30 protein-coding genes are annotated in these 22,807 nt (G+C 64.5%); 18 read left to right on the top strand and 12 right to left on the bottom strand.

The genetic code is table 11. The features are described 5' to 3' along the window. The first annotated feature begins 59 nt into the window (after window positions 1-59). The 3 genes from Amn_RS03300 (at window position 60) to Amn_RS03290 (ending at window position 1,001) form a co-directional block, all read left to right on the top strand. Window positions 60-263, top strand: a complete 204-nt coding sequence (locus tag Amn_RS03300; protein ID WP_286294550.1) for a DUF1127 domain-containing protein — start codon at window positions 60-62, stop codon at window positions 261-263. A gap of 64 nt (window positions 264-327) precedes the next feature. Then, complete coding sequence (locus Amn_RS03295) at window positions 328-660, top strand: NIPSNAP family protein (protein ID WP_067954537.1); 333 nt, start codon at window positions 328-330, stop codon at window positions 658-660. Next, a complete protein-coding gene (locus Amn_RS03290) occupies window positions 657-1,001 on the top strand; it encodes an antibiotic biosynthesis monooxygenase family protein (RefSeq protein ID WP_067954539.1) in 345 nt (114 codons plus the stop codon). Before Amn_RS03295 ends, Amn_RS03290 begins: the two co-directional genes overlap by 4 nt. Window positions 1,002-1,156: 155 nt before the next feature. Here Amn_RS03290 and mbfA read toward each other — a convergent pair whose 3' ends face one another. Then, a complete protein-coding gene (gene mbfA / locus Amn_RS03285) occupies window positions 1,157-2,140 on the bottom strand; it encodes an iron exporter MbfA (protein WP_286294549.1) in 984 nt (327 codons plus the stop codon). Window positions 2,141-2,318: 178 nt separating this feature from the next. Here mbfA and Amn_RS03280 point away from each other — a divergent pair, with 178 nt between their 5' ends. Beyond that, the gene (locus Amn_RS03280; RefSeq protein ID WP_286294548.1) at window positions 2,319-2,642 is read left to right on the top strand and encodes a hypothetical protein; all 324 of its coding nucleotides are present in this window, start codon (window positions 2,319-2,321) and stop codon (window positions 2,640-2,642) included. Window positions 2,643-2,855: 213 nt separating this feature from the next. On the opposite strand, the gene Amn_RS03275 is transcribed toward Amn_RS03280, so the two are convergent. From Amn_RS03275 to Amn_RS03255, 5 genes are all read right to left on the bottom strand, one after another. Continuing rightward, window positions 2,856-3,677, bottom strand: coding sequence for a DUF8605 domain-containing protein (locus Amn_RS03275; RefSeq protein WP_067954545.1), 822 nt, complete (start codon window positions 3,675-3,677; stop codon window positions 2,856-2,858). 87 nt (window positions 3,678-3,764) lie between these two features. After that, entirely contained in the window at window positions 3,765-4,907 is a 1,143-nt protein-coding gene (locus Amn_RS03270; RefSeq protein ID WP_154384700.1) for an ABC transporter permease, read from the bottom strand. After that, on the bottom strand, window positions 4,904-5,821 hold the full coding sequence (locus Amn_RS03265; RefSeq protein ID WP_067954549.1) for an ABC transporter ATP-binding protein: 918 nt from the start codon (window positions 5,819-5,821) through the stop codon (window positions 4,904-4,906). Before Amn_RS03265 ends, Amn_RS03270 begins: the two co-directional genes overlap by 4 nt. A 70-nt stretch (window positions 5,822-5,891) precedes the next feature. Then, complete coding sequence (locus tag Amn_RS03260; RefSeq protein ID WP_067954551.1) at window positions 5,892-6,848, bottom strand: HlyD family secretion protein; 957 nt, start codon at window positions 6,846-6,848, stop codon at window positions 5,892-5,894. Further along, window positions 6,845-7,528 (bottom strand): CerR family C-terminal domain-containing protein, encoded by a 684-nt coding sequence (locus Amn_RS03255; RefSeq protein WP_263005102.1) that lies wholly within the window; start codon window positions 7,526-7,528, stop codon window positions 6,845-6,847. The genes Amn_RS03260 and Amn_RS03255 overlap by 4 nt, the downstream gene beginning before the upstream one ends. A 79-nt stretch (window positions 7,529-7,607) precedes the next feature. On the opposite strand from Amn_RS03255, the gene Amn_RS03250 reads away from it, so the two are divergent. Genes Amn_RS03250 through Amn_RS03240 form a run of 3 tightly spaced genes read left to right on the top strand, consistent with a single transcriptional unit; the run spans window position 7,608 to window position 9,863 of the window. After that, window positions 7,608-8,084, top strand: coding sequence for a CYTH domain-containing protein (locus tag Amn_RS03250; RefSeq protein WP_263005104.1), 477 nt, complete (start codon window positions 7,608-7,610; stop codon window positions 8,082-8,084). Then, window positions 8,081-9,013 carry a CHAD domain-containing protein gene (locus tag Amn_RS03245; protein WP_286294543.1) on the top strand — a complete coding sequence of 311 codons (933 nt, stop codon included), beginning with the start codon at window positions 8,081-8,083 and terminating at the stop codon, window positions 9,011-9,013. The genes Amn_RS03250 and Amn_RS03245 overlap by 4 nt, the downstream gene beginning before the upstream one ends. Window positions 9,014-9,065: 52 nt before the next feature. Next, window positions 9,066-9,863: a YiiX/YebB-like N1pC/P60 family cysteine hydrolase gene (locus tag Amn_RS03240; protein ID WP_067954559.1), complete on the top strand. Its 798-nt coding sequence runs from the start codon at window positions 9,066-9,068 to the stop codon at window positions 9,861-9,863. 12 nt (window positions 9,864-9,875) lie between these two features. On the opposite strand, the gene Amn_RS03235 is transcribed toward Amn_RS03240, so the two are convergent. Beyond that, on the bottom strand, window positions 9,876-10,073 hold the full coding sequence (locus tag Amn_RS03235; protein ID WP_067954561.1) for a hypothetical protein: 198 nt from the start codon (window positions 10,071-10,073) through the stop codon (window positions 9,876-9,878). A 24-nt stretch (window positions 10,074-10,097) separates the two neighbouring features. Beyond that, window positions 10,098-11,168, bottom strand: a complete 1,071-nt coding sequence (gene hrcA / locus Amn_RS03230; RefSeq protein ID WP_067965763.1) for a heat-inducible transcriptional repressor HrcA — start codon at window positions 11,166-11,168, stop codon at window positions 10,098-10,100. A 149-nt stretch (window positions 11,169-11,317) separates the two neighbouring features. Here hrcA and rph point away from each other — a divergent pair, with 149 nt between their 5' ends. Genes rph through Amn_RS03205 form a run of 5 tightly spaced genes read left to right on the top strand, consistent with a single transcriptional unit; the run spans window position 11,318 to window position 14,601 of the window. Beyond that, entirely contained in the window at window positions 11,318-12,034 is a 717-nt protein-coding gene (gene rph, locus Amn_RS03225; RefSeq protein WP_067954563.1) for a ribonuclease PH, read from the top strand. Between the two features lie 10 nt (window positions 12,035-12,044). Further along, window positions 12,045-12,455 carry a VOC family protein gene (locus Amn_RS03220; protein WP_067954565.1) on the top strand — a complete coding sequence of 137 codons (411 nt, stop codon included), beginning with the start codon at window positions 12,045-12,047 and terminating at the stop codon, window positions 12,453-12,455. Next, window positions 12,455-13,102: an RdgB/HAM1 family non-canonical purine NTP pyrophosphatase gene (gene rdgB, locus Amn_RS03215; protein WP_067954566.1), complete on the top strand. Its 648-nt coding sequence runs from the start codon at window positions 12,455-12,457 to the stop codon at window positions 13,100-13,102. The genes Amn_RS03220 and rdgB overlap by 1 nt, the downstream gene beginning before the upstream one ends. Further along, complete coding sequence (hemW, locus tag Amn_RS03210) at window positions 13,102-14,268, top strand: radical SAM family heme chaperone HemW (RefSeq protein WP_067954568.1); 1,167 nt, start codon at window positions 13,102-13,104, stop codon at window positions 14,266-14,268. The genes rdgB and hemW overlap by 1 nt, the downstream gene beginning before the upstream one ends. Window positions 14,269-14,280: 12 nt before the next feature. Beyond that, window positions 14,281-14,601 (top strand): low molecular weight protein tyrosine phosphatase family protein, encoded by a 321-nt coding sequence (locus Amn_RS03205; protein ID WP_192318761.1) that lies wholly within the window; start codon window positions 14,281-14,283, stop codon window positions 14,599-14,601. A gap of 6 nt (window positions 14,602-14,607) precedes the next feature. On the opposite strand, the gene Amn_RS03200 is transcribed toward Amn_RS03205, so the two are convergent. Continuing rightward, on the bottom strand, window positions 14,608-15,081 hold the full coding sequence (locus Amn_RS03200; RefSeq protein WP_286294539.1) for a GNAT family N-acetyltransferase: 474 nt from the start codon (window positions 15,079-15,081) through the stop codon (window positions 14,608-14,610). 92 nt (window positions 15,082-15,173) lie between these two features. On the opposite strand from Amn_RS03200, the gene Amn_RS03195 reads away from it, so the two are divergent. The 4 genes from Amn_RS03195 (at window position 15,174) to Amn_RS03180 (ending at window position 17,443) form a co-directional block, all read left to right on the top strand. Further along, window positions 15,174-15,611, top strand: coding sequence for an EamA family transporter (locus tag Amn_RS03195; RefSeq protein ID WP_286294538.1), 438 nt, complete (start codon window positions 15,174-15,176; stop codon window positions 15,609-15,611). A gap of 216 nt (window positions 15,612-15,827) precedes the next feature. Next, window positions 15,828-16,727: a 16S rRNA (cytidine(1402)-2'-O)-methyltransferase gene (gene rsmI, locus Amn_RS03190; RefSeq protein WP_182573542.1), complete on the top strand. Its 900-nt coding sequence runs from the start codon at window positions 15,828-15,830 to the stop codon at window positions 16,725-16,727. Continuing rightward, window positions 16,720-17,091, top strand: a complete 372-nt coding sequence (locus tag Amn_RS03185) for a YraN family protein (protein ID WP_067954578.1) — start codon at window positions 16,720-16,722, stop codon at window positions 17,089-17,091. Before rsmI ends, Amn_RS03185 begins: the two co-directional genes overlap by 8 nt. 121 nt (window positions 17,092-17,212) lie before the next feature. Then, on the top strand, window positions 17,213-17,443 hold the full coding sequence (locus Amn_RS03180; protein WP_067954580.1) for a DUF3297 family protein: 231 nt from the start codon (window positions 17,213-17,215) through the stop codon (window positions 17,441-17,443). A gap of 109 nt (window positions 17,444-17,552) precedes the next feature. Here Amn_RS03180 and Amn_RS03175 read toward each other — a convergent pair whose 3' ends face one another. Beyond that, window positions 17,553-17,831, bottom strand: coding sequence for an acylphosphatase (locus Amn_RS03175; RefSeq protein WP_246340567.1), 279 nt, complete (start codon window positions 17,829-17,831; stop codon window positions 17,553-17,555). 125 nt (window positions 17,832-17,956) lie between these two features. After that, the gene (locus Amn_RS03170) at window positions 17,957-19,327 is read right to left on the bottom strand and encodes a cytochrome P450 (protein ID WP_182573544.1); all 1,371 of its coding nucleotides are present in this window, start codon (window positions 19,325-19,327) and stop codon (window positions 17,957-17,959) included. A 183-nt stretch (window positions 19,328-19,510) separates the two neighbouring features. On the opposite strand from Amn_RS03170, the gene Amn_RS03165 reads away from it, so the two are divergent. Beyond that, complete coding sequence (locus tag Amn_RS03165; protein WP_067954586.1) at window positions 19,511-20,080, top strand: NADPH-dependent FMN reductase; 570 nt, start codon at window positions 19,511-19,513, stop codon at window positions 20,078-20,080. Window positions 20,081-20,220: 140 nt separating this feature from the next. Then, a complete protein-coding gene (locus Amn_RS03160; RefSeq protein WP_067954587.1) occupies window positions 20,221-20,667 on the top strand; it encodes a response regulator in 447 nt (148 codons plus the stop codon). 68 nt (window positions 20,668-20,735) lie between these two features. Here the strand turns inward: Amn_RS03160 and Amn_RS03155 are convergent, their stop codons facing one another. Beyond that, on the bottom strand, window positions 20,736-22,634 hold the full coding sequence (locus Amn_RS03155) for a PAS domain-containing HWE histidine kinase family protein (protein WP_182573545.1): 1,899 nt from the start codon (window positions 22,632-22,634) through the stop codon (window positions 20,736-20,738). Window positions 22,635-22,807: the final 173 nt, after the last annotated feature.

The following is a 22,807-nucleotide window of genomic DNA, read 5'->3' as shown; positions in this document are numbered from 1 at the left end:
CTAGTCGAAGCATTCTCGCCAGGCAAGGCGTAGTCTCCGACCAGACAGAGGAGTGAGCCATGACGACGAGAAGCGAATTCGCCACCACGCCGAGACGCCTGCCGCTGGATGCGCTCAGCCGGGCGCTGGCGTTCCTGTTCCGCGGCTACGACAGGCATCTGCAACGGCTCGACCTTTCCCAACTGACCGACGAACAGCTCGACGACATCGGGCTCAGCCGCCGCGAGGCGACACGTGAAGCCGCAAAACCCTTCTGGCGCTAGCACGCGACCTCGGCCCGATGCTTCGACGCCGGCCGAACCATTGCCAACACTTCCGGAGACAAAGATGACCATCACCTGCTTCATCCGCTACGAGATCGACCCGTTCGGCAAAGCGGCTTTCGAGGCCTATGCCCGCAACTGGGGCCAGGCGATCCCGCGCTGCGGAGCAGACCTCGTCGGCTACTTCGCCCCACATGAGGGTTCGGCGACGACGGCCTACGGCGTCTACAACATCGACAACCTGGCGGCCTACGAAGCCTATCGGGCACGGCTCGCCGCCGACCCGCTGGGGCGTGAGAACTATGAATTTGCGCGCCGCGAAAAGTTCATCCTCAAGGAGGATCGCATCTTTCTGAAGCTGGCGTCGGGGCCGCATGCGCCACTGGTGAAGCCATGATCGCCGTGATCTTCGAGGTGGAGCCGGCGGAGGGCCGGCGCGACGCCTATCTCGGCATCGCCGCCGATCTCCGTCCGCTGCTCCAGAGCATCGACGGCTTCCTGTCGATCGAGCGGTTCCAGAGCCTGGCCGATCCGAAGCAGCTTTTGTCGCTGTCGTTCTGGCGCGACGAGGAAGCGGTGGAGGCCTGGCGCAACACCGAGGAACACAGGCAGGCGCAGATGGCAGGGCGCGGCGGTGTGTTTTCAGGCTACAGGCTGCGCATTGCCCATGTCGTGCGCGATTACGGGCTGAACGAGCGGGCGGAAGCGCCGGGGGATAGTCGGGACGTGCATGGGTAAGTCAGGCTCCTTCGCGCCCCCTCTATCCATGACCGAATACGCTACCCCTAATCTCCTGCAGGACCTTCTCCCCGTAAGGACGGGATACGGCCGCAACGCCGACGGCCCCTCCCCCCTTCCTTCACGGGGAAAGGGTGATGGGCAACGCCCAGGCATCACGCATTGCCGATCAGCACACCCGCCGCGAAGACCAGCGCGCCGCCGAGCACGACCTGGAAGGCCGCGCGCAGGAACGGCGTCTCCATGAAGCGGTTCTGGATGAAGGCTATGGCCCAGAGCTCGAAGAAGACAATGATGGCGGCGACCGTTGTGGCGGTCCAGAAATGCGGGATGAGATAGGGCAGAGCGTGGCCGAGGCCACCCACTGATGTCATGATGCCCGAGGCGAGGCCACGCTTGAGCGGCGAGCCGCGACCGGACAGTTTGCCATCGTCATGGGCGGCTTCGGTGAACCCCATCGAGATGCCGGCGCCGACCGAGGCGGACAGGCCGATGAGGAAGGTCTGCCAGGTGTCCTGGGTGGCGAAGGCGGCGGCGAAGATCGGCGCCAGCGTCGACACCGATCCGTCCATCAGCCCGGCTAGGCCCGGCTGGACATAGGTCAGGATGAACTGGCGACGTTCGCCAGCCAGCTCCTCGTCCTTGACGTCCTTCGGCACCAGCTTGTCGCCGAGACGCTGGGCGAGCGTTTCGTGCCCCTGCTCCGCCGCGGCAAGATCGCCGAGCAGCTTGCGGGTCGAGGCGTCGCTCGTCCGCTTCATCGCCTCGATGTAGAAGCGGTAGGCTTGGCGTTCCATGTCCTCTGCATGGTCGCGGACCTTGTCGATGCCGAGAGGACGCACCAGCCAGTCCGGCTTGCGCTCGTAATAGCCGCGGACATGCTCGCGGCGGATCAACGGTATGCGCTCGCCGAAACGGGCCCGATGCAGTTCGATGAGTGCGGCGCGGTGGCCGTCCTCCTCCTCGGCCATGGCGTCGAACACCTTGGCCGATTGCGGAAACGCGTCGCGCAAGCCGTCGGCATAGGCGCGGTAAATGCGGCCGTCATCCTCCTCCGACGAAATGGCGAGAGCCAGGATCTCCTGCTCGGACAAGGAATCGAAGGCGCGGCGGCCGAAGCCGAAGACACGGGACAACATCTGCGAATCTTCCAGTTTAGAATGATTCTAAACTAGGTGTTCGACGCCTCCCGGTCAATGCGCGCTTACCCCAGGTATGATCTATTTGCCGCATGCCAAATCAGGTGCGACAGCGTCCCTTGTTATAGGGCAATGTGTGGCTATATAGCCTAATCTCACCTGATAGAAGGAATGCACAATGGCGGCCAAGCAGCAGGCGCATCACATCGACCCCAAGCCCGTGCTCGAGCTGATCGCCAGCATCGAAGCAGACCTCGCCCGCCTCAAGGGCATGCTCGAACCGCAGACGGAACAGTTCGACCCGGCCAACCCGCACAACAAGACCTGCGACGGCAAGCTGACGCCCGACGGCGTCGAATGCTGCTACCGCATGTTCGACGAGGGCAAGTCGCGCTACTCGGTGTCCCAGGCGATGAAGATCTCGTTCGCGGCGGCGACGCACAGGTTCAATGCGTGGCGCAAGGCTGGTGGCGAGAAGCGGGTCAGGTCGCTGATGGGGTGAGGAGTGTTGGCCGCAGGCCAAGAAAAGCCAACGATCTGGCTTTTCCAACGACGAACGCCCGGAGCCATAGCGGAGGGGCCAAGTCTCTTCGCCAAGCACCCCTCTCCGGGCGCTACACGGCCACCTCTCCCATTTCGTGAGGGAGAGGAATCGCCAACCTCATAGGCGCGGCCTCGCAGACCCGGAGCGCCCCGCCTCTACAAGGCGGCGCCACTACGGCGCCTCATGCCCCGACAGCACCTGCGCGGCGCCTGAGACGGCGTTGCGGAAGGCGTCATCGAAGCCGACGCCTGAAATGCCCCAGCGCGTGGCGGGCGACGCGTCGGCGATGCGCCATTCGGCGACCCAGCCGGCAGGCTTGCTGTTCCAGACGATGGTGCCGACAAGCGCCCGCTCGCCGCCGGCCATGCGGGCCAGGGTGCCGAGGCGCGCCGGATCGGCTTTCGCGAGGGTCGAAGCCGAAAGCCCCGCGTGCATCAACTGTTGCTGCGACGGCAGCAGAAGCGGCAAGGCTGCCTTGTCGGCGGCGCTGACGAGTGCTGCGCGCATGTCTTCATCGCGCGGGGCAATGCTGTCGCTGGCCAGCATGCTGGCCCTCCCCTTCATGTCGAGGGCGCCGATGACGGCGACAAGTTTTGGACGCTTGAGCCAAGGTTTGTGGTCGAACGACTTCAAGAAGGCGTCGAGCTTTGCGCGGTCGAAGACGCAGGTCAGGTCGTGCGGGCGGTCGTAGCTGCCCTGCTCGTCATGAATAGGTGTGCCACTCATGCGGTCGCGGAAGCTGTGGCTGGCGATCAGCTCGCCGGCATGCGCGGCTTGTTTGGCAAGGCGCGGCTCATTGAGCAGCCTGCTGTCGCCGGTGACCCGGACCACGACATTGCGCAGACAATTGGCAAAACCGATGTCGCGCCGCTCGGGCGCTGTGCCGCTGGTGATCGTGCCAACGGAATAGAGGTCGTCGGCCCTCGCCTGGCCGACGCCAGCGAAAAGCAGCAGGAGCGCTGTCAGCGCGTTGCGTAGTCCGCCACGAAGCATGTGCCGCACCTTCAGCCGGGAGCAGGCAGCCTAGCAGAGCCATGGGCGGCGCAAAAGCTCATGCCACAAGGCAGCTGCCAGACCTTCTCAGTCCAGAGTGCGGCGGAAGCGGAACAGGGCCAGCCCAGCGAATACGGCAACGAACAGGCCGAGAATGCCGACTTCGACGGCGATGGCCGGCAGCTCTGCGCCCTTCAGCATGACGGCGCGGATGATGCGCAGGAAATGCGTCAGCGGCAGGATCTCGCCCAGCGCCTGGGCCCAGCCGGGCATGCCGCGATAGGGGAACATGAAACCCGACAGCAGGATCGACGGCAGGAAGAAGAAGAAGGTCAGCTGCATCGCCTGCATCTGGGTGCGGGCAATCGTCGAGATGGTGTAGCCGAGCAGCACCAGCGCCAGCACGAAGACCAGGATCGCCGACAGAAGCAACGACAGCGAGCCGATGAACGGGATGGCAAACAGCAGCTTGGAGGCGACCAGCACCACCGTCACCTGCACCGCGCCGACGACAAGATAGGGCAAGACCTTGCCGAGCATGATCTCGGCCGGGCTCGCCGGCATGGCGAGCAGATTTTCCATCGTGCCGCGCTCGGTTTCGCGGGTCAGTGCCATCGACGTCATCATCACCATGGTCATCTGCAGGATGACGCCGAGCAGGCCGGGCACGATGTTGTATTGCGAGATGCCCTCGGGATTGTAGCGGCGATGGACGACGACCTCGAGCTGCCCCTTGGCGGTCTCGGCGGAAGACGCTTCCATGCCCTGGGCCCTGAGCAGCGCCTGGTTGGCCACCGTGCCCAGCGTAGACACAGCACCGCTCGAGGCCGAGGGATCGGTGGCGTCGGCCTCGATCAGGATCTGCGGCGCGTCGCCGGCCGCCACCCGGCGGCCGAAATCGGCTGGGATGGTGACGACGAAGGCAACCTCGCCGCTGGCCATCAGCTCCTCGGCCTCGGCGGCGGTATGGGCGATGTGGTCGAAGCGGTAGTAGTTGGTGTTCTGCAGCGCCGAGACCATGGCCCGCGTGTACTGGTCGTTGCTGGTGGCGAGCAGTGCCGCGGGCAAGCTTTTGGGGTCGCTGTTGATGGCGAAGCCGAACAACACCAGCTGCATCAGCGGCACGCCGAGCATCATGGCAAAGGTGATGCGGTCACGCCGCATCTGGATGAATTCCTTGGTCAGCAGCGCACCGAGCCGCGCAAAGGAAAAGAAGCCGTTGGCGGTCATGACATATTGTCCCTGGAAGCGGCCATGAACTGGATGAAGACGTCTTCGAGGCTGGTTTCGCCCGGCGCGACGGTCACGCCTTCGCGGCTGCCGATGTCGGCAAGGGCTGCCTCGAGCTTCTGCCTGTCGGAGCCGACGACATGAAGCGTCGCGCCGAAGGGGGCGACCTGCTCGACGCCGGGCCGGCCTTCAAGCGCGGAGGCGATCTGGTCGAGCCGCGGGCCCGAGACGACGAAAGTTGTCAGCCCGGCATTGCGCACGACCTCCTCGACGGTGCCCGACGCCAGCATCTTGCCATAGGAGATGTAGCTGATGCGGTGGCAGCGCTCGGCCTCGTCCATGTAGTGGGTGGAGACGAGCACGGTGAGCCCGCCGCGCGCCAGGCGGTGGATCTCGTCCCAGAATTCACGCCGCGCCTTGGGGTCGACGCCGGCGGTGGGTTCGTCGAGCAGAAGCAGCTTCGGCTTGTGCATGATACAGGCGGCGAGTGCCAGGCGCTGCTTCCAGCCGCCCGACAGCGTGCCGGCAAGCTGGTTACGGCGCGTGGTCAGACCGAGCTCTTCGAGGGTTCGGGCGACATGCTCCTCGACAGGTCTGAGCTTGTAGAGCCGGGCAACGAATTCGAGGTTCTCGCCGATCGTCAGGTCCTCGTAGAACGAGAACTTCTGCGTCATGTAGCCGACTTCGCGCTTGATCTTGAGGCTGTCGCTGCGCAAGTCGTAGCCCAGCACCTGGCCCTCGCCCTCGTCGGGCGTCAGCAGGCCGCACATGATGCGAATGGTGGTTGTCTTGCCCGAGCCGTTGGGCCCGAGGAAGCCGACGATCTCGCCTTCGGCGACGGTCATGGTGACATGGTCGACGACGGTCTTGTCGCCGAAGCGCTTGACGAGGTTGGTGACTTCGATGGCGTTCATGGGTGCCGTAGACAAGGCAGTAAGTGAATAGGGCAACAGGGCTGCAACGCGCCTGGCCTGCCCTACTGCCTTACTCCCCTGCTCCCTTCTCCAGTGCCACATCGACGATCTGGCCCGGCTGCAGCGCCGAGTTGGCGCCTTCAGGGCGCGCCTCGACGAGGTAGACGAGCTTCTGCCGGTTCTCGAGCGAGTAGATGACCGGCGGGGTGAATTCGGGATCGGGCGAGACGTAGCTGACCTTGGCGGTGAGCCCGTCGGCGCAGCCGTCGCAGCGTACGGCAAGGCGGGTGCCGACATGAACGGAGGAAAACGCGCGCTCCGGGATGAACAAGGTCAGCTTGACCGCGCCGTCGGGCAGCACCGACAGCACCGGCGAGGACGGGCCGGCGGTGTCGCCGGCATTGCGGATGACGTCGTTGATGCGGCCGGCGGCGGGTGCGGTCAGCGTGCGCTTGGACAGCCGCCACTCTGCCTGGCCGAGCGCTGAGCGGGCCTGCTCGACCTGCTTTTCGGCGGCCTTGATCACCTCGCTGCGGGCCGGCAGGCGGCCGACGGCGAGATTGGCTGTGGCCTGTCCAAAGGCCGCCTGGGCGACCTCGAGCTTGGTCGTCGCGTCGTCGAGCTGGGCCTGGGTGGCAATCGAACGTCGGGCGAGATCCTGGGTACGGGTCAGGCTGCGCTGGGCATCGTCGGCCTGGGCCTGGCTGGAGCGCACGGCTGCCTCGAGGGCGGCGATCTCGTCGGGACGCTTGCCGATCTTGAGGTCGGCGAGCTGCGCCTCTGCCTGGGCAAGGGCTGCCTCGGCCTGGGTCACCGCGATCCTGGCGTCGCCGCTTTCCAGCGTGACGACGGGCTTGCCTGCCTCGACGCGGTCGCCGCGGCGGACGGAGACGGTTTCAACCTGCGCCACCTCGATGGGAGCGAGCTGGACATAGTCGCCCTCGACATAACCGACGGCCAGAGGTGCCGGGCCGGCACAGGCCGAAAACAGCTGTGCGGCAAAGGGTATGGAACACAGAACACTCATGGCTTTCCTGCCTTTCGCGCAGCGATGATGACTGCGACGTTTTCCCTGGCGATGCCGATGACCTTGCCGACTTCGGCGGGGCCGATGTCGACCCAGCCCATCCGGCGCAGGACCGCGGCGCGGGCGATGCGGAAGTAGACGACCTGGCCGATCATCATGAAGACGCTGATCCTGACGCGCTCACTCTCGGCCTCCTCGCCGGTGGCGGCGGCCCAGAGGTGACATAGCCTGCGGTGCACCGGCTCAAACACGCCGCTGTAGATACGATCAAGCGCATCGGTCGGCGTCGTCAGCTCGCGCAGCACGAACTGGACGATCTCACCAGCCTCGGGGCGGGCGACCATGAAACCGACCATACGCTCCACCGCCGCCTCGATCTGGGACTCGGCCTCTTCGGCGGAGACCACTTGCGGCTGGGCCAGCCCGGTATTGCCGAGCGCCTGGCTGGCGATCGCCTGGATGGTCGCCACGACATGGTCGGCTGCGGCCAGCCTCAGCCCTTCCTTGCCGCCGAAATGATAGGCGATCGAGCCGATATTGGCATTGGCTGCGGTGGCTATCTCGCGCGTCGAGGTGCCGTCGAAGCCCTGGCGGCCAAACAGTTTCAGGGCAGCCATCACCAGAGCCAGGCGGGTGGCGTCGGCTGCGGAGGGATTTTGCGGGGTTCGTGTCTTGCTCATTTCGGTTATTTAATCAATCGATTGATTAAAGTCAAATGAAATGTTGCACCGGCTGCCGGGCCGCGCTTTATTGGCGCCCATGGCCAAGGAAGTCGAACGCAAGTTCCTGGTGAACGGACAGGAGTGGCGAAGCCTTGTCGAAGGCAGGATCCGCATCCGCCAGTTCTATCTCGCCTCGAATACGGGCCGCTCCGTGCGGCTGCGCATCTCCGATGGCGAAGTGGCGACGCTGACCCTGAAATTCGGCTCCAGGGGTCGCGTGCGCGACGAATTCGAGTACCAGGTGCCCCTCGCCGAGGCCGAGGAGATGATGGATTTTGCCATCGGCCGTGTCATCGAGAAGACACGTCACCATGTTAGCCATCGTGGCCGCCTCTATGAGATCGACGTTTTCGGAGGCGAACTGAGGGGGCTGATCATCGCGGAACTCGAGACGCCGGAGGATGTTCCGGCATCCGAACTGCCGGCTTGGCTCGGCCGCGAGGTGACCGGCGATCCGCGCTACTACAATGCGTCGCTCGCCCACAGCGACGAGGTCCCGGAGGCCGTTGCATGAGCTTTCGCATCGATCCGCGCCTGGCGCTTACCGGCGAGGTCCGCCGTATCGCCGGCGAAGAGATCGAGAAGATCGCCGCCCATCTGGTCACCGCCCGCGACAATCCCGACAAGGCGCTGCACAAGGCGCGCAGGCGGCTCAAGGCGCTGCGCGCGCTGCTGCACCTGGTGTGGCCGGGCGACGAGGCCTTCTGCCGCGCGGAGAACGACCGCTACCGCGCCATCTCGGCCTCGATCGCGGCACCACGGCAGGCGACCGCGCTGATCGAAACCATCGACCGGCTGGCTGAGGATTTCGCCGAGTACGCCGCAGACGCCGGACTGATCGCAATCCGCGCCATGCTGGTGCGCCATCGCGCGCAGGCAGCCCATGGCGATGCAGGCCTGGACGCCGTCCTCGACACGGCAATCGGCGAATGCCAGGCAGGTTTCGAAGCGCTGCAGTCCCTCGCTCTGCCCGACCTGCCGGAGAATGCCGCCGACGTCCTGGCCGACGGCGCCTTGGCGACGCTGAGGCGGGCGCGCAAGGCGCTGCAGCAATCCCGCGAGCGCGGCGAAGCGGATGATTTTCATGAGCTGCGCAAGGCGGTGAAGCGGCATGCCGCACACCTGTCCCTGCTGCGCAAGCTGTGGCCCTCGCCGGTCAAGCCGCGCCGCGAGCGCGTCGAAGCGCTCGGCGAAAGCCTGGGCGAGTTGCACGACGTGTTCGTTATGCGCCAGCTGATCGAGGCCGGCGAAAAGCCGTTCGACGGCCTGGAACCGAAACAGCTGGTCAGGCTGCTCAAGCGCTCGGAGAAAGCGCTGCGCAAGCTGTGCCTCGCTGACGCCGCCGAACTGTTCGAGGACAAGCCACGGCGCACGGTGCGCAGGCTGGCCAAGAAGGTCCGCGACGACCTCGGCGGAACCGTGGCGGAAACTGAAGCCGACTAGCTGTTTGCCCCGCTGGCATCGCCGGCCCGGCTCATGTTACGTCCTGTGCGTCATGACGCAAAAGACCGACACCCTGCTCGACCGTCTCGGCCGCTGGCTCGCCTCCCGGCTGCAGGTCGAATCCTCCGGCTACGAGCCTTACACACCTTCCGACCCGGACACGCTGCGGCGAACGCTGGAGCCCGGCGACATCCTTCTGATCGAAGGCAACCAGCGCATTTCGGCCGTCATCAAGTATCTGACGCAGTCGACCTGGTCGCATTCTGCACTCTATATCGGCGACGCGCTGCCAGAGCCGACGGACGGATCGGAGCGGCCGCGGCTGATCGAGGTCAATCTCGGAGAAGGCTGCGTTGCCGTGCCGCTGTCGAAATACCGCACCTACAACACCCGCATCTGCCGGGCCAACGGCCTGTCACCGGAGGATCGCGACCATGTCGTCAGGTTCATGGTGCAAAGGCTCGGGCTGAAATACGACCTCAAGAACATCACCGACATGCTGCGCTACTTCATTCCGCGGCCGCCGGTGCCCGTGCGCTGGCGCCGCCGCATGCTGGCCTTCGGTTCCGGCGACCCGACACGCGCCATCTGCTCGACGATGATCGCGCAGGCCTATGGTGAGATCCGCTATCCGATCCTGCCCGAGATCACCCGCGCCCCCGGCCGCGCTTCGGCGCAGTCGACCTACATGCGCCAGGAGATCATGCACATCCGCCACCACTCGCTCTACACGCCGCGCGACTTCGACCTGTCGCCCTATTTCCGCATCGTCAAACCAACGCTGGAATATGGCTTCGACTACCGGCAGGTGACATGGGGCGAGCAGGACAAGGCCAGCAAAGGGGCGTGATCGCCCGACTGCTCATTCTTCCTGTTCGGAAAAATCGTCATCGAGGCGCTTTTCGAGGTCGACGAGGTCCTTGGGCAGCGGCAGGCCCTGGGCGCGCAACTCGGAGAGCTTCTCGCGCAGCTGTTCCTGCAACTCGTGTGAATCCTCGGGCTGGTTGACCATTTCCTGGAGCAGCACGGCTATCTGGGCCTTGATCTGTTCGAGTGCCATGGTCCGGTTCTCCGCAGTTTCAGCTCACCTCAGCATGCGCGAAATCAGCTGCGCCGTATAGTCGACCATCGGCACGATGCGGGCATAATTGAGCCGGGTCGGTCCGATGACGCCGAGCGCGCCGACCACGCGAGCGTCCTTGTCGCGATAGGGCGCGACGACCAGCGACGAGCCGGACAGCGAAAACAGCCGGTTTTCCGAGCCGATGAAGATGCGCACGCCCGAGCCTTCCTCGGCGAGGTCGAGCAACTGGATCAGCCCGTCCTGGGTTTCCATGTCCTCGAACAGGTGCTTGAGCAGTTCGATGTCGGCCTGGGCGGTGACGTTTTCGAGCAGATTGGCGCGGCCGCGCACGATCAGGCGCGCCGGCAGGCCGCTCTCGGCGCCGGCCCAGACGGCGAGACCCTTTTCGACGAGGTCCTGCGACAGCGTGTCGAGGGCTGCCTTGGTCTCGTCCTTGATACGGGCGATCTCCAGCCGGGCCTCGGCAAGGGTACGGCCTCGAATATGGGCATTCAGGAAGTTCGACGCTTCGTGCAGTTGCGAAACGGTGACGCCGAGCGGCAGCTCGACGACACGGTTCTCGACATCGCCATTCTGCGACACCAGCACGGCGAGCGCCTTGGTCGGTTCGAGTTGGATGAACTCGATGTGCTTGAGCGCGACCTCGTTCTTGGCGGCGAGGACGAGGCCTGCGCCGCGCGACATGCCCGACAGCATCTGGCTCGCCTCGGTCAGCATATGCTCCAGCGTGGCGCCCTCGCCCGAAGCCTTGACCTGCGCCTCGATCGTCCGGCGTTCGTCGTCAGGCAGATCGCCAAGCTCCATGAAGGCGTCGACGAAGAACCTGAGCCCCTTTTGCGTCGGCAGGCGGCCGGCGGAGATGTGCGGCGCGTAGACGAGGCCGAGCTGCTCGAGATCGCTCATCACGTTGCGGACGGTCGCCGGCGACAGCGACGACGGCAGCATGCGTGACAGGTTACGCGAGCCCACGGGCTCGCCATCCCTGAGATAGGAATCGACGATGCGCCGGAAGATGTCACGCGACCGCATATCGAGCGATTGCAGCGTGGGATCGGGTACCGCTTTGGTCATCTGCTTCATGGTCTCCGTCCAAAATGATATAGACCGCATGGCCGCGAACACAACAGCTCCAGCCACGGAACCGGTTTTCCTTTGCGCTGGTCCGGCCATGGGGCTACAAGCCGGCAACAATTTCCGATTTCGCCATAGAAAGTAGCCGTATGCGCCCCTCCAAACGCCAGTTCGACGAAATGCGCGCCATCTCCTTCGAGCGCAACATCTCCAAGCACGCCGAAGGCTCGTGCCTGGTCAAGTTCGGCGACACCCATGTGCTGTGCACGGCGAGCCTTGAAGAGAAGGTGCCGGGCTGGATGCGCAACACCGGCAAGGGCTGGGTGACGGCCGAGTACGGCATGCTGCCGCGCTCGACCGGCGAACGCATGCGCCGCGAAGCCTCTTCCGGCAAGCAGGGCGGCCGCACGCTGGAAATCCAGCGCCTGATCGGCCGCTCGCTGCGGGCCGTGGTAGACATGCAGGCGCTCGGCGAGCGCCAGATCACCGTCGACTGCGACGTCATCCAGGCCGATGGCGGCACCCGCACGGCCTCGATCACCGGCGCGTGGATCGCGCTGTACGATTGCCTGCGCTGGATGGAAGCGCGCCAGATGGTCAGCATCGACAAGGTGCTGAAGGACCATGTCGCGGCGATCTCCTGCGGTATCCATGATGGGCAGCCGGTCATCGACCTCGACTATCTCGAGGATTCCTCGGCCGGCACCGACGCCAATTTCGTCATGACCGGCAAGGGCGGCATCGTCGAGATCCAGGGCACCGCCGAAGGTACGCCGTTCTCGGAGGAAGAGTTCCTGCAGCTGATGGGCCTCGCCCGCAAGGGCATTGCGCGTCTGGTCGACCTGCAGAAGATGGCGGTGGGCTGAGGCTCTCGCCATGCAGCCCTCGGCGATCCTCGAATCCGCGCTCTATGTCACCGACCTCGATGCCGCAGAAAACTTCTACGGCGAGGTGATGGGGCTGGAGCGGATCGCCAAGGTGCCGGGGCGGCATGTGTTCTTCCGCTGCGGCCAGGGCGTGCTTCTGCTCTTTTACGCCGAGGCGACGCGGCAGCCACCGAAGCCCGATGCCAGGCTGCCGGTGCCGCCGCATGGTACGTCAGGCCCGGGGCATCTGTGCTTTGCCGGCACGGCCGAAGAAGTCGAGGACTGGAAGACGCGGCTCGAAGGCGAGGGTATAGCCATCGAAGCCGATTTCGAATGGCCCAATGGCGGCCGTTCCATCTATTTCCGCGATCCCAGTGGCAATTCGCTTGAGATCGCCGAGCCGAAACTATGGGGCCTTTGATGCGCAAGCTTGCCGACAATGAGATCGTGATCGCCAGCCACAATGCCGGCAAACTGCGCGAATTCGCCGACCTGATGGCGCCGTTCGGCATCGGGGCCAAGTCGGCCAAGGAATACGGCCTGCCCGAACCCGACGAGACTGGCACGACCTTCGAGGAAAACGCCTACATCAAGGCGCTGGCCGCGGCGACCGCGACCGGCCTGCCAGCCATGTCTGACGATTCAGGGCTGGTGGTCGACGCGCTCGACGGCGCACCCGGTGTCTATACCGCCAACTGGGCCGAAAAGCCTGATGGCACGCGCGACTTTGCCATGGCAATGCAGCGCACCGAGGACGCCCTGCAGGAGCGCGGTGCCAAGGCCGTCGCGCAGCGCACCGGCCGCTTCGTTGCCGTCATCTGCCTGGCATGGCCGGACGGACACGCCGAGTATTTCCGTGGCGAAGCCGAGGGCAATCTCGTCTGGCCGCCGCGCGGCGAAAAAGGCTTTGGCTACGACCCGGTATTCCTGCCCAAGGGCTTCGACAAGACCTTCGGCGAGATGAGCGCCGACGAAAAGCACGGCTGGAAGCCGGGCCAGGCCGACGCACTGTCGCACCGGGCCCGCGCCTTCCAGAAGTTCGCCCGTGCCATGCTCGGTTCGGCCTGATGGCATTTGCGTCGCTCAGCCGCGACCCCGGCTTCGGCGTCTATGTGCACTGGCCGTTCTGCGCGGCCAAATGCCCTTATTGCGACTTCAACAGCCATGTCCGCCACCAGCCGGTGGACCAGGAGCGCTTTGCCCGCGCCTTTTCGACGGAATTGGCAAACATGCGCGCCCGCACCGGGCCGCGCGAGGTGACGAGCGTGTTTCTCGGCGGCGGTACGCCGTCGCTGATGCGGCCCGAGACGGTCGGCGCCGTGCTGGAGGCGATCGCTGCCAACTGGACGATCGCAGATAGTGCCGAAATCACGATCGAGGCGAACCCGTCGTCGGTGGAAGCCGAGCGCTTCCGCGGCTATCGCGCGGCCGGGGTCAACCGGGTCTCGCTTGGCGTTCAGGCGCTGAACGACCAGGATTTGCGCTTCCTCGGGCGGCTGCACAATGTCGAGGAGGCGCTGCATGCGATCGGACTGGCACGCGAGATTTTTCCGCGCCTGTCCTTCGACCTGATCTATGCCCGACCCGGCCAGAAGCCGGATGCCTGGGCGGCGGAGCTGAAGCAGGCGATCGGTTATGCCGTCGACCATCTGTCGCTGTACCAGCTGACAATCGAAGAAGGCACGCGCTTCTTCCAGCTCTACAATGCCGGCAAGTTCGAGATCCCCGACGGCGAGCACGCGGCGGAGCTCTACGCCATCACCCAGGACGTAACGGCGGCGCATGGCCTGCCGGCCTATGAAATCTCCAACCACGCCAAACCGGGCGCCGAGAGCCGGCACAATCTGACCTACTGGCGCTACGGCGAATATGTCGGCGTCGGCCCCGGTGCCCATGGCCGCTTCCTGGAGGACGGCACGCGCATCGTCACCATCGCCGAGAAGCTGCCGGAACGCTGGGTCGAACTGGTCGAGCGACGTGGCCATGGCGTGGTCGGCGGCGAGACGCTGACACGCTCGGAAGAGGCCGACGAGTTCCTGCTGATGGGTCTCAGGCTGGTCGAGGGCATCGACCTCGCCCGCTACGAGCAGTTATCCGGCAAGTCGTTGTCTTCGGCACGGTTGTCGATCCTGCAGGGCGAAGGGCTGGTGGCGCCGATCGGCAATTCGCGCTTGCGCGCGACGCCTGAGGGCATGATCGTGCTGGACGCCGTCGTGGCCGACCTGGCGCGGTAGGCGGGGACTGCGATGAAGAACGTGCTCTTCGTCTGCAGCCAGAACAGGTTGCGCAGCCCGACGGCCGAGCAGGTGTTTGCCGCCCGGCGCGACATAGAAGTCGACTCGGCTGGCACAAACCACGATGCCGAGAACCCGCTGACAGCGGAACTGGTGGTGTGGGCCGACATCATCTTCGTGATGGAAAAGGCCCACCGCACCAAGCTGCAGAAGAAATTCCGCAGGTCGCTGAAGGCGCGCGTCGTCTGCCTCGATATTCCCGACGACTACGCTTTCATGGACCCGGCACTGGTGACGCTGCTGGAAGAGCGGGTGCCGGGGCACCTGCGCTAAGGCCGATCAGGCACCACGCTTCATCGAAAAAACGTTGAGCCCCTCGACATCTTCCTCGATGCGCTGCCAGCTGAGGCGCTCGTAGAAGGCGGAGACGGCAGGTCTGGCGCAGAGATAGGCGGTGTCGAAACCCTGCCCGAACGCCGCGTCCGCCCCGGCCTGGACAAGAGCCGCGCCGATGCCGGACCTCCTGGCGGTTTCGTCGACCCAGACGGCGGCCACCCAGGGCGAATATTGCGGCCGCGATTCGAGATCGTTGTCGATCAGGTGAGCGGTGCCGAGAAAGGTGTCGCCATCATGGGCGACGAACGCCTGCGGCAGGCCGGTCGAGGCAAAATTCTCGTCGACGAGGCCCCTGACAAAGGCGCGTTCATGGCCGTCCTGACGCCACCAGGCGTTCCAGATGCGGTCGGCGACGTCATCAGCGAAATCCGGCCTGTCGCGAAGATCGGAGATGGAATAGGTCTTGTGCGTCGCCATGGTATCAGCCCGATTTCGAAATTTTCAGGCGTCCGGTACAGCATGGGCAAGCAACGATCCAGCAGCCAAGAGATCAGAACAACGGAGCCAACATGAATTCAGCCCTAGATTCCTGGCAGTTCTGGGCCATTCTCTCAGCCACTTTCGCGGCGCTGACGGCGATATTCGCCAAGGTCGGCATCGAGAACATCAATTCCGACTTCGCGACGCTGATCAGGACTGTGGTGATCCTTCTGGTGCTCGGCGCGATCATTGCCGCCACCGGGCAGTTCCAGCCGCTCGGCGAGATTTCGAGCAAGACCTATCTGTTCCTCGTGCTTTCCGGGCTGGCCACGGGGGCGTCGTGGCTGTGCTACTTCCGCGCGCTGAAGCTCGGAAACGCGGCGCAGGTGGCGCCGATCGACAAGCTAAGCGTCGTTCTTGTCGCGGTGTTTAGCGTCATTTTCCTTGGCGAGCGACTTGGCACGGCGAACTGGCTCGGCGTCGCGCTGATCGCGGCGGGTGCGGTGCTGGTCGCCTACAAGGCGTGAGGGTGGAGCCGCCTTGGTGGCGGCGTCGAGGCGGGAGATGAAGGCGTCGAAACGATGGGGCATGGCCGGTACGATTGCCTCTGTTCACGAATCGCTCTGTTCCGATCCGCGGCGGCGATTTGCTTCCCGCACTGTGGCAAAGCCATGGCAGAATCGATCACATCCTTTTGCAAGCCGGACCGGACCATGCCAAGGAGAAGGTGAAAGCGAGGCGGCGTGCAGAACAACGAAAACAAGCGGGTCTATGTCATCGGACAGACCGAGATCGCGGCGCGGCCGCTGACGCCTGCGCTCTATCTGGTGGCGACGCCGATCGGCAATCTCGGCGACATCACCCTGCGCGCGCTGGAGACCCTGGCCGGCGCCGACCATGTCGCCTGCGAGGACACGCGTGTTACCCGCGTATTGCTCGACCGCTACGGCATCCGCCAGCGGCCGACCGCCTATCACGAGCACAATGCCGGCGAAGCCGGGCCGCGGCTGATCGAGGCACTGGAAAACGGTCGCAGCGTAGCACTTGTATCGGACGCGGGAACGCCGCTGGTTTCCGATCCGGGTTTTCGCCTTGTCGGGCAAGCACAGGAGCGCGGCATTCGCGTCGTGCCGATCCCCGGCGCCTCGGCTGTGCTGGCGGCACTGACCGCCTCGGGACTACCTTCGGATGCGTTCTTCTTTGGCGGCTTCCTTCCGGTCAAGGACGGCCAGAAGCGGACGCGGCTCGAAGAGGTAAGGACCGTGCCCGGCACGCTGATCTTTTTTGAATCGCCACGACGGGTGGCCGACACCCTCGAAGCCATGGCCGATGTGTTGGGGGCGCGCCAGGCAGCGATCGGGCGCGAACTGACCAAGGCCTTCGAGGAAATCCGCACCGGCACGCTGGCCGAACTCGCCGCGCACTATGCTGCGGCCGACACGCCGAAGGGCGAGATCGTCATCTGTGTTGCGCCACCCGCGGAACGGACCGAGACGGCCGACGACGTCGACAAGCTCCTGCTGTCGCTGGCCAAGGAGATGCCGGCGTCGAAGGCGGCAGCGGAAGCCGCGCGCATGACCGGCCAGCAGAAACCGGCGCTTTATCGCCGATTGCTGGAGCTCCGGGAAGGATCCGGTGACTGACCGGCGCACCCGGCAGAAGGCACTGGGCCGCGGCCATCGCGGCGAATGGCTGGCCGCGCTTGCGCTGATGCTCAAGGGCTATCGGATCGTCGCTCGCCGCTACAAGACCAAGCTCGGCGAGATCGACTTGATCGCGCGGCGCGGCGACCTGGTGCTGATCGTCGAGGTGAAGGCGCGTAGAACGCTGGTCGAGGCGATGGAGGCCGTCGCCTATGGGTCAGAACGGCGCATCGAGGGCGCTGCCGATTTGTGGCTCGCGCGACAGCCCGACTATGGCAAGCTTTCGGTGCGTTTCGACATGGTGGCGGTGCTGCCGCGTCGTTGGCCGGTGCATGTCGAGAACGCCTTCCAGGGGCGGAACTGAGCTTCGAGCAGCCGTTGGCTCTTTACGCCTGCCGCCATTGCCCTTAACAGGCCTCGCAAAGCTCGCGATGCGGGCAATCGAGGTTCGCGCCCAGGGGGCGCCCTAGTTACTGGAGATGGCAATGTCCCTGCCCGACCGCCTGAGCAACGACCCGCGCAGTCCCTTTTTCAACGCAGAGGCGCTGGAGGCTGGCGTCGGCATCATGTTCAACGGCAAAGAGCGCCAGGACGTCAGCGAGTATTGCGTCAGCGAAGGCTGGATCCGTGTGCCGGCCGGCAAGTCCAAGGACCGCTTCGGCGAGCCGATCACCATCAAGCTCAAGGGCACTGTCGAGCCTTTCGTGAAGGCGTGATGTTGGCGAGCAGTACGCTGAACAGCCGCCCCTAAGCACCACCCGCTGTGCGTACCACTTTCCCCCTCGACAGGGGGAGAGGAAGCGCCAGTCGGCGCGGTTGCGTTGGTCAAGCGGTGATGTTGAAGCCGGCGGAAGCGTCGGCAGGACTGGCCGTTTCCTGAACCACGCTGCGGACTTCACAGCCGGGCGGCCCTTGCCAAAACGCATCCAGCATCGAGGTTACTGCCTCTTCAGGACCCGAGATCAAGGCGCTGACGGAGCCGTCTCGCTCATTGCGGACCCAGCCGTTCAGGCCGAGGCGACGGGCCTCGCGCTGCGTCCAGATGCGGAAACTGACGCCCTGGACGCGGCCTGATATGCGGACGAGGACGGCGCTGTCGTTCATGTCAGCCTCCATGTGGTGCTCCCGGATTCCCCGTCCTCTCTTTGTGGGAAGGCGGCGTCGAGCGACACTGACATGGCTCTGCCGAGCGTCGCGCCGCCCCTCCTCAAACGGGGAGAAAGATGCTGTCACCGCCGCGTCACCCGCATCGGCAGGCCGCCTTGCGGCTGGGTGGTCAGCTTCTGCACCGGCCAGGGCCTGGTTTCGTCAGTTGTGTCGAAGCGGAAGCGGGAGAGCAGGATGGCGAGCGCGATGATGGCTTCCTGCATGGCGAAACTCATACCGATGCAGACACGCGGACCGGCGCCGAAGGGCAAATACTGGTAGCGGTCGATCCTGTCGCGGTTTTCGGGATGGAAACGCTCAGGCAGAAACGCGTCCGGCTTGTCCCAGAGCTTGCGGTGGCGGTGGACCGTCCAGGGCATGACCAGCACTTGCGCCTTGCGCGGGATCTTGAAGCCCTTGTATTCGTCCTCGGCGATCGGCTCGCGGTTGATCGACGGCGCCGGCGGGTAGAGGCGCAAGGCCTCTTCGAAAGCGGCGCGGGTGAGCGGCATGGCGTCGAGCCATCTCACAGGATCGGGCTCGCGCGCCAGCACTGCGTCGATTTCCTGCTCGATGCGGTCGCGCTCCCAGGTCGCCTCGGCGAGGCAGTAGATGGTCCAACCGAGCGCGCGGGCCGTGGTCTCGTGGCCGGCACCGATGAAGGTGATGATGTTGTCTTCGATCTCCTGGCGCGACAGGCCATCGGGGCCTTCGGCACGCAAGAGCAGGGTCAGGAAATCCTCGGGCGCGCCGGCTGCGTCACGCACCAGCTTGTCGCTGCGCATCGCCACCGTGTCGGTGACGATCTTGCGGAAATAGGCCATGGTCTTGCGCCCGCGGATGCGGGTGAGGCGCGGCAGCCATTCGGGCGCGCGCAACAGGTCGAGCGGGTCGACGCGACCCATGGTCTCGAACAGCCGGTCGATCTCGTGGGCGAAGCTGCCGGCCTCGCCCGCGATCTCGCCCGAAAACAGCGTCTCGGCCAGAATCTCGTAGGTCAGCATGGTCATGTCGTGGGCAACATCGACGGTGCCTGAGGCGTCCTCGTAACGTTTGACGAAGTCGAGGGTGCGGGCGAGCATCGGCTGGGCGAAACCAAAAATGTGGCGCGGGGTAAAGACCGGGGCCATAGCCTTGCGGGAACGCTTCCAGACGTCGCCCTCGGCGGTAAGCAGACCATCGCGCAGGATCGGTCGCAGGATCATCTGGCGCACGGTCGCCATCTTGTAGTTTCTGGCGTTGTCGACCAGCACGTGACGGATGAGCCCGGGATCGTTGGCGATGACCAGCGGACCGCCGACGCCGTTCACCGAGATCCAGGGCTCGTTGTAGGACGGCTCGCCCCACAGCTCGAGCGGATTGCGATAGACGATGCGCATCATCTCCAGCGTCGACGGCGGCGTGTTGCGCGGCGTCGGCGCGGGCGGGACGAAGGGTTCGGGTCTTGTGTCCATCAAATGTGCCTCATCCGTGGAATGTAGGCATGGAGAGTGGGCACGTCCATGCGGCGGAACGGGACGATGACCGAGATGTGACCGGGTTACCTCGAGGTGCCTTCTTGCCATGGCGGGGTCCAAGCGACTATTTCCCGCCAGTCACCTTTTGATACCGCCCCTTACCTGCCAAGGACTGAAATCTTGAAACACCAGCTCAATATCGTCGTGGCCAGCACCCGCCCCGGCCGCGTCGGACCCGTTTTCGCCCGCTGGCTCGATGCCTATGCGCGCGAGCATGGCAAATTCGAACCCGTCATCACCGACATCGAGGCCTTCGGCCTGCCGATCTTCGACGAGCCCAGACACCCAAGGCTCGGTCAGTACGAGAACGAGCATACGAAGAAGTGGTCCGAGGCGATCAAGGCCGGCGACGCCTTCGTGTTCGTGACGCCGGAGTACAATTTCTTCGCCGCGCCTGCGCTGGTGAACGCCGTCAACTATCTGGCGCGCGAGTGGAACTACAAGCCGGCCGGTTTCCTGAGCTATGGCGGCGTCTCTGCCGGCCTGCGCGCCGTGCAGTCGGAAAAGATGCTTTTGACGACGCTGAAGATCATGCCGATCCCCGAGGCGATCGCCATCCCCGCTTTCACCCAGCACCTCGCCGAGGATGGCGAGTTCAAGTCGAACGCGCTGATCGACGACAGCGCCAAGACGATGCTCAACGAACTGTTCCGCTGGAGCGAAGCGCTGAAGCCGCTCCGTGTCGGTTGACCACGTCGTTGCCTCAGGACCACAATTGAGGCGACGAACATTGTCTTTGCGGAAATTCACCCCCCTGGCATGCAACCTATCGCTGACGGTGACGTTTGGCCCATGCAACCAATCAACAGGGAATACGCGTGTAGAGTGACATGATGAACTGCAAGGTGATGGTGGTTGAAGACGAGATCTTCGTTGCCACCGAAATTGAGAGCATGCTCGAAGAGCTAGGACACCACCCGATCGGCATCGCCATGGACTCGGCGAGTGCCCTCGACTTGGCGCGGCATGCCGAAATAGCGCTTGTTGACCTCAATTTGCGGGATGGTCCTACCGGCCCTTCACTGGGCAAGATTCTTGCCGAACAGTTCGGCGTGACGGTGCTGTTCATCACCGCCAACCCTTCGCAACTGGGCGACGGCGTTCCCGGCACGATCGGCGTACTTCCCAAGCCGGTGATGGACGAAGAATTGTCTGAAGCGGTACGATATGCAGTGGCGCGCCGACACCGCCTTGCCGCCGAACCGCCAACGCGGCTGAAGCTGTTTGGAGCGGATAATTGCAATGACCGCGAGGACGGACTTGGCGTAACCGCCTGACGAAAACGCGACGTCTCAACATCATCAGGGGCGCTCCGGCCGAAGCCGTTGCGCCCTTTGTCGTCGCTCTAGCGCCGCAACGTTGCCGAACGGCTGAGCTGTGCTGCCGGCATCGTCAGTTCCACTTCGAGCCCATCCGCCTTCCAGCGCCGCTGCAGCGTGCCGCCAAGCTGGCCCTGGACGCTGAGTGTGATCAGGCGGCTACCGAAACCTTCGTCGGCGGGCGGACCCGAAACTGGCGCGCCACCCGTTTCCTTCCAGACCATGCGATACTTGTCGCCGCTCAGAACAGCGTCGATGACCACGCGGCCATCGGCCTCCGCCAAGGCGCCATATTTCGCCGCATTGGTGGCAAGCTCATGAAACAGCAACGCAAGCGGAGTGGCCGCGCCGTCGTCGATGGTGGCGTCGTCACCGTGGAAGGTAAAGCGGCCGGAATCGTCGCCGACATGCGGAGCGAGCAGAAGCTCGACCAGGGCGCGCAGCGAAGACTGGTTGTTCTGCGGCCGCGATGCCCGGCTGTGCGGCCGGACAAAATCATGCGCCTTGCCCATCGCGCTGATGCGCTGCCTGAGTTGGTCGGCCAAGGGCTTGATGTCAGGATGGGACCGCGCCGACAGGCTGATGATGCCGTTGAGAACCGAAAAGATGTTCTTGATGCGGTGGCTGAGTTCGTGCGCGATGATCTCGCGCTCCTCGGCAACCTGCTTGGTTTCATGGATGTCGGTACAGGTGCCAAACCAGCGGATGATCTCGCCGGCCTCGTTGCGGATGGCCAGCGCCCGACCCAGTGTCCAGCGGTATTCGCCATTGGCATGACGCAGCCGGTACTCGATCTGGTAGGGCTCGCCGGTGGCGAGCGAATGGCGCCACAACTCCCAGGCGCGGTCCTGGTCGTCGGGATGGAACATACCTGCCCATGCCTCGCCATCCGTCGAACCGAGCGGCATGCCGGTGAATTCGTACCAGCGCGCATTGTAATAATCATGGAAACCGTCGGGCCTGGTCGACCAAACCATCTGCGGCATGGTGTCGGCAAGCGTGCGGAAGCCGGCTTCGCTTGCCGCCAGCGCCGCCTCGACCGCCTTGCGCTCGGTGATGTCGATGACGACGCCCGGCAGACGCGGATTGCCGCCGACGGTTTCGAAAAACTTGCCGGTGGCAAGCACCCAACGGATACCGCCATCGTCGTCGACGAGGCGATACTCGGCCCGAAATCCGCCGCGATTGGCGATTGCCTCATCGGTCTTGCGCGCGACGAAGTCCCGGTCGGCGGGATGGATGCGCCTGAAGAAGCCTTCAGCCGAAATGCCCTGTTCGGCTTCGGCGAGGCCGACGCCGAACATCTCGGCGAAACGCGCGTCGGCTGTGACGATCCGGCTGGTCAGATCGAGTTCCCAGGCACCGACGATGCCCGACGCCTCGAGCGCCAGCGACAGGCGCTCCTCGCTGCGGGCGAGTGCCTTTTCGGCACGTACGCGCTTGGTGGTTTCAGCCAGGATCGCAAATGCACCAACCGCCTCGCCGTCGTCGTCGAGCAAAGGACTGTAGTCGAGCTCGAGCCAGACGCGTTCGGCGGCACCATTGCGCCACAGCACAAGTTCCTGATCCTCGTAGGTCAGCGTTTCACCCTCGAAGATGCGGTCGATGACGGTACGGTTGAACTGCGCGACCTCGGGCCAGCTGTCAAAGACTGAAGTGCCGAGGCAGGCCGGATGCCTCGCGCCCGCGATGTCGCGATAGGCGTCGTTGTAGATCATCACGCCCTTGCGGCCGATGAGCAGGCACATCGGCATTGCCGATGCCAGCATGATGCGGATCGTCATGCGCACGACTGCCGGCCAGGAACCGATCGGGCCGATCGGCGTAGACGTCCAGTCCAAGGCCTCGATGAGCCCGGCCAGCTCACCTGAAACGATCGGATTGGAAACCTTGTCGTCGGCCTTCAATGGTCTTGTGGTCGGCATGGATGAGAATTTTCTCGGCTGAAATCTGTTGTGAAAAGTGTAGGCCGGCAAAAAATGGGCCCTACCGTGTCAGACGGAAGTGGGACAACATTATTGATGAGCCTGAATGCACCAGCGCGGCGTTTGTTCCAAACTCCGCCTACATGAACGGACGAGAAATCACATAGTTTCGC

The sequence above is a fragment of the Aminobacter sp. Y103A genome, from assembly GCF_030294925.1.
Lineage (GTDB): Bacteria > Pseudomonadota > Alphaproteobacteria > Rhizobiales > Rhizobiaceae > Aminobacter > Aminobacter ciceronei.
This window is presented reverse-complemented; position numbering and strand designations above follow the sequence as displayed.

Coding starts and splice junctions, on each gene's coding strand:
- Amn_RS03300 (WP_286294550.1), top strand. CDS start 60: ATGACGACGAGAAGCGAATTCGCCACCACGCCGAGACGCCTGCCGCTG.
- Amn_RS03295 (WP_067954537.1), top strand. CDS start 328: ATGACCATCACCTGCTTCATCCGCTACGAGATCGACCCGTTCGGCAAA.
- Amn_RS03290 (WP_067954539.1), top strand. CDS start 657: ATGATCGCCGTGATCTTCGAGGTGGAGCCGGCGGAGGGCCGGCGCGAC.
- mbfA (WP_286294549.1), bottom strand. CDS start 2,140: ATGTTGTCCCGTGTCTTCGGCTTCGGCCGCCGCGCCTTCGATTCCTTG.
- Amn_RS03280 (WP_286294548.1), top strand. CDS start 2,319: ATGGCGGCCAAGCAGCAGGCGCATCACATCGACCCCAAGCCCGTGCTC.
- Amn_RS03275 (WP_067954545.1), bottom strand. CDS start 3,677: ATGCTTCGTGGCGGACTACGCAACGCGCTGACAGCGCTCCTGCTGCTT.
- Amn_RS03270 (WP_154384700.1), bottom strand. CDS start 4,907: ATGACCGCCAACGGCTTCTTTTCCTTTGCGCGGCTCGGTGCGCTGCTG.
- Amn_RS03265 (WP_067954549.1), bottom strand. CDS start 5,821: ATGAACGCCATCGAAGTCACCAACCTCGTCAAGCGCTTCGGCGACAAG.
- Amn_RS03260 (WP_067954551.1), bottom strand. CDS start 6,848: ATGAGTGTTCTGTGTTCCATACCCTTTGCCGCACAGCTGTTTTCGGCC.
- Amn_RS03255 (WP_263005102.1), bottom strand. CDS start 7,528: ATGAGCAAGACACGAACCCCGCAAAATCCCTCCGCAGCCGACGCCACC.
- Amn_RS03250 (WP_263005104.1), top strand. CDS start 7,608: ATGGCCAAGGAAGTCGAACGCAAGTTCCTGGTGAACGGACAGGAGTGG.
- Amn_RS03245 (WP_286294543.1), top strand. CDS start 8,081: ATGAGCTTTCGCATCGATCCGCGCCTGGCGCTTACCGGCGAGGTCCGC.
- Amn_RS03240 (WP_067954559.1), top strand. CDS start 9,066: ATGACGCAAAAGACCGACACCCTGCTCGACCGTCTCGGCCGCTGGCTC.
- Amn_RS03235 (WP_067954561.1), bottom strand. CDS start 10,073: ATGGCACTCGAACAGATCAAGGCCCAGATAGCCGTGCTGCTCCAGGAA.
- hrcA (WP_067965763.1), bottom strand. CDS start 11,168: ATGACCAAAGCGGTACCCGATCCCACGCTGCAATCGCTCGATATGCGG.
- rph (WP_067954563.1), top strand. CDS start 11,318: ATGCGCCCCTCCAAACGCCAGTTCGACGAAATGCGCGCCATCTCCTTC.
- Amn_RS03220 (WP_067954565.1), top strand. CDS start 12,045: ATGCAGCCCTCGGCGATCCTCGAATCCGCGCTCTATGTCACCGACCTC.
- rdgB (WP_067954566.1), top strand. CDS start 12,455: ATGCGCAAGCTTGCCGACAATGAGATCGTGATCGCCAGCCACAATGCC.
- hemW (WP_067954568.1), top strand. CDS start 13,102: ATGGCATTTGCGTCGCTCAGCCGCGACCCCGGCTTCGGCGTCTATGTG.
- Amn_RS03205 (WP_192318761.1), top strand. CDS start 14,281: ATGAAGAACGTGCTCTTCGTCTGCAGCCAGAACAGGTTGCGCAGCCCG.
- Amn_RS03200 (WP_286294539.1), bottom strand. CDS start 15,081: ATGGCGACGCACAAGACCTATTCCATCTCCGATCTTCGCGACAGGCCG.
- Amn_RS03195 (WP_286294538.1), top strand. CDS start 15,174: ATGAATTCAGCCCTAGATTCCTGGCAGTTCTGGGCCATTCTCTCAGCC.
- Amn_RS03180 (WP_067954580.1), top strand. CDS start 17,213: ATGTCCCTGCCCGACCGCCTGAGCAACGACCCGCGCAGTCCCTTTTTC.
- Amn_RS03175 (WP_246340567.1), bottom strand. CDS start 17,831: ATGAACGACAGCGCCGTCCTCGTCCGCATATCAGGCCGCGTCCAGGGC.
- Amn_RS03170 (WP_182573544.1), bottom strand. CDS start 19,327: ATGGACACAAGACCCGAACCCTTCGTCCCGCCCGCGCCGACGCCGCGC.
- Amn_RS03160 (WP_067954587.1), top strand. CDS start 20,221: ATGATGAACTGCAAGGTGATGGTGGTTGAAGACGAGATCTTCGTTGCC.
- Amn_RS03155 (WP_182573545.1), bottom strand. CDS start 22,634: ATGCCGACCACAAGACCATTGAAGGCCGACGACAAGGTTTCCAATCCG.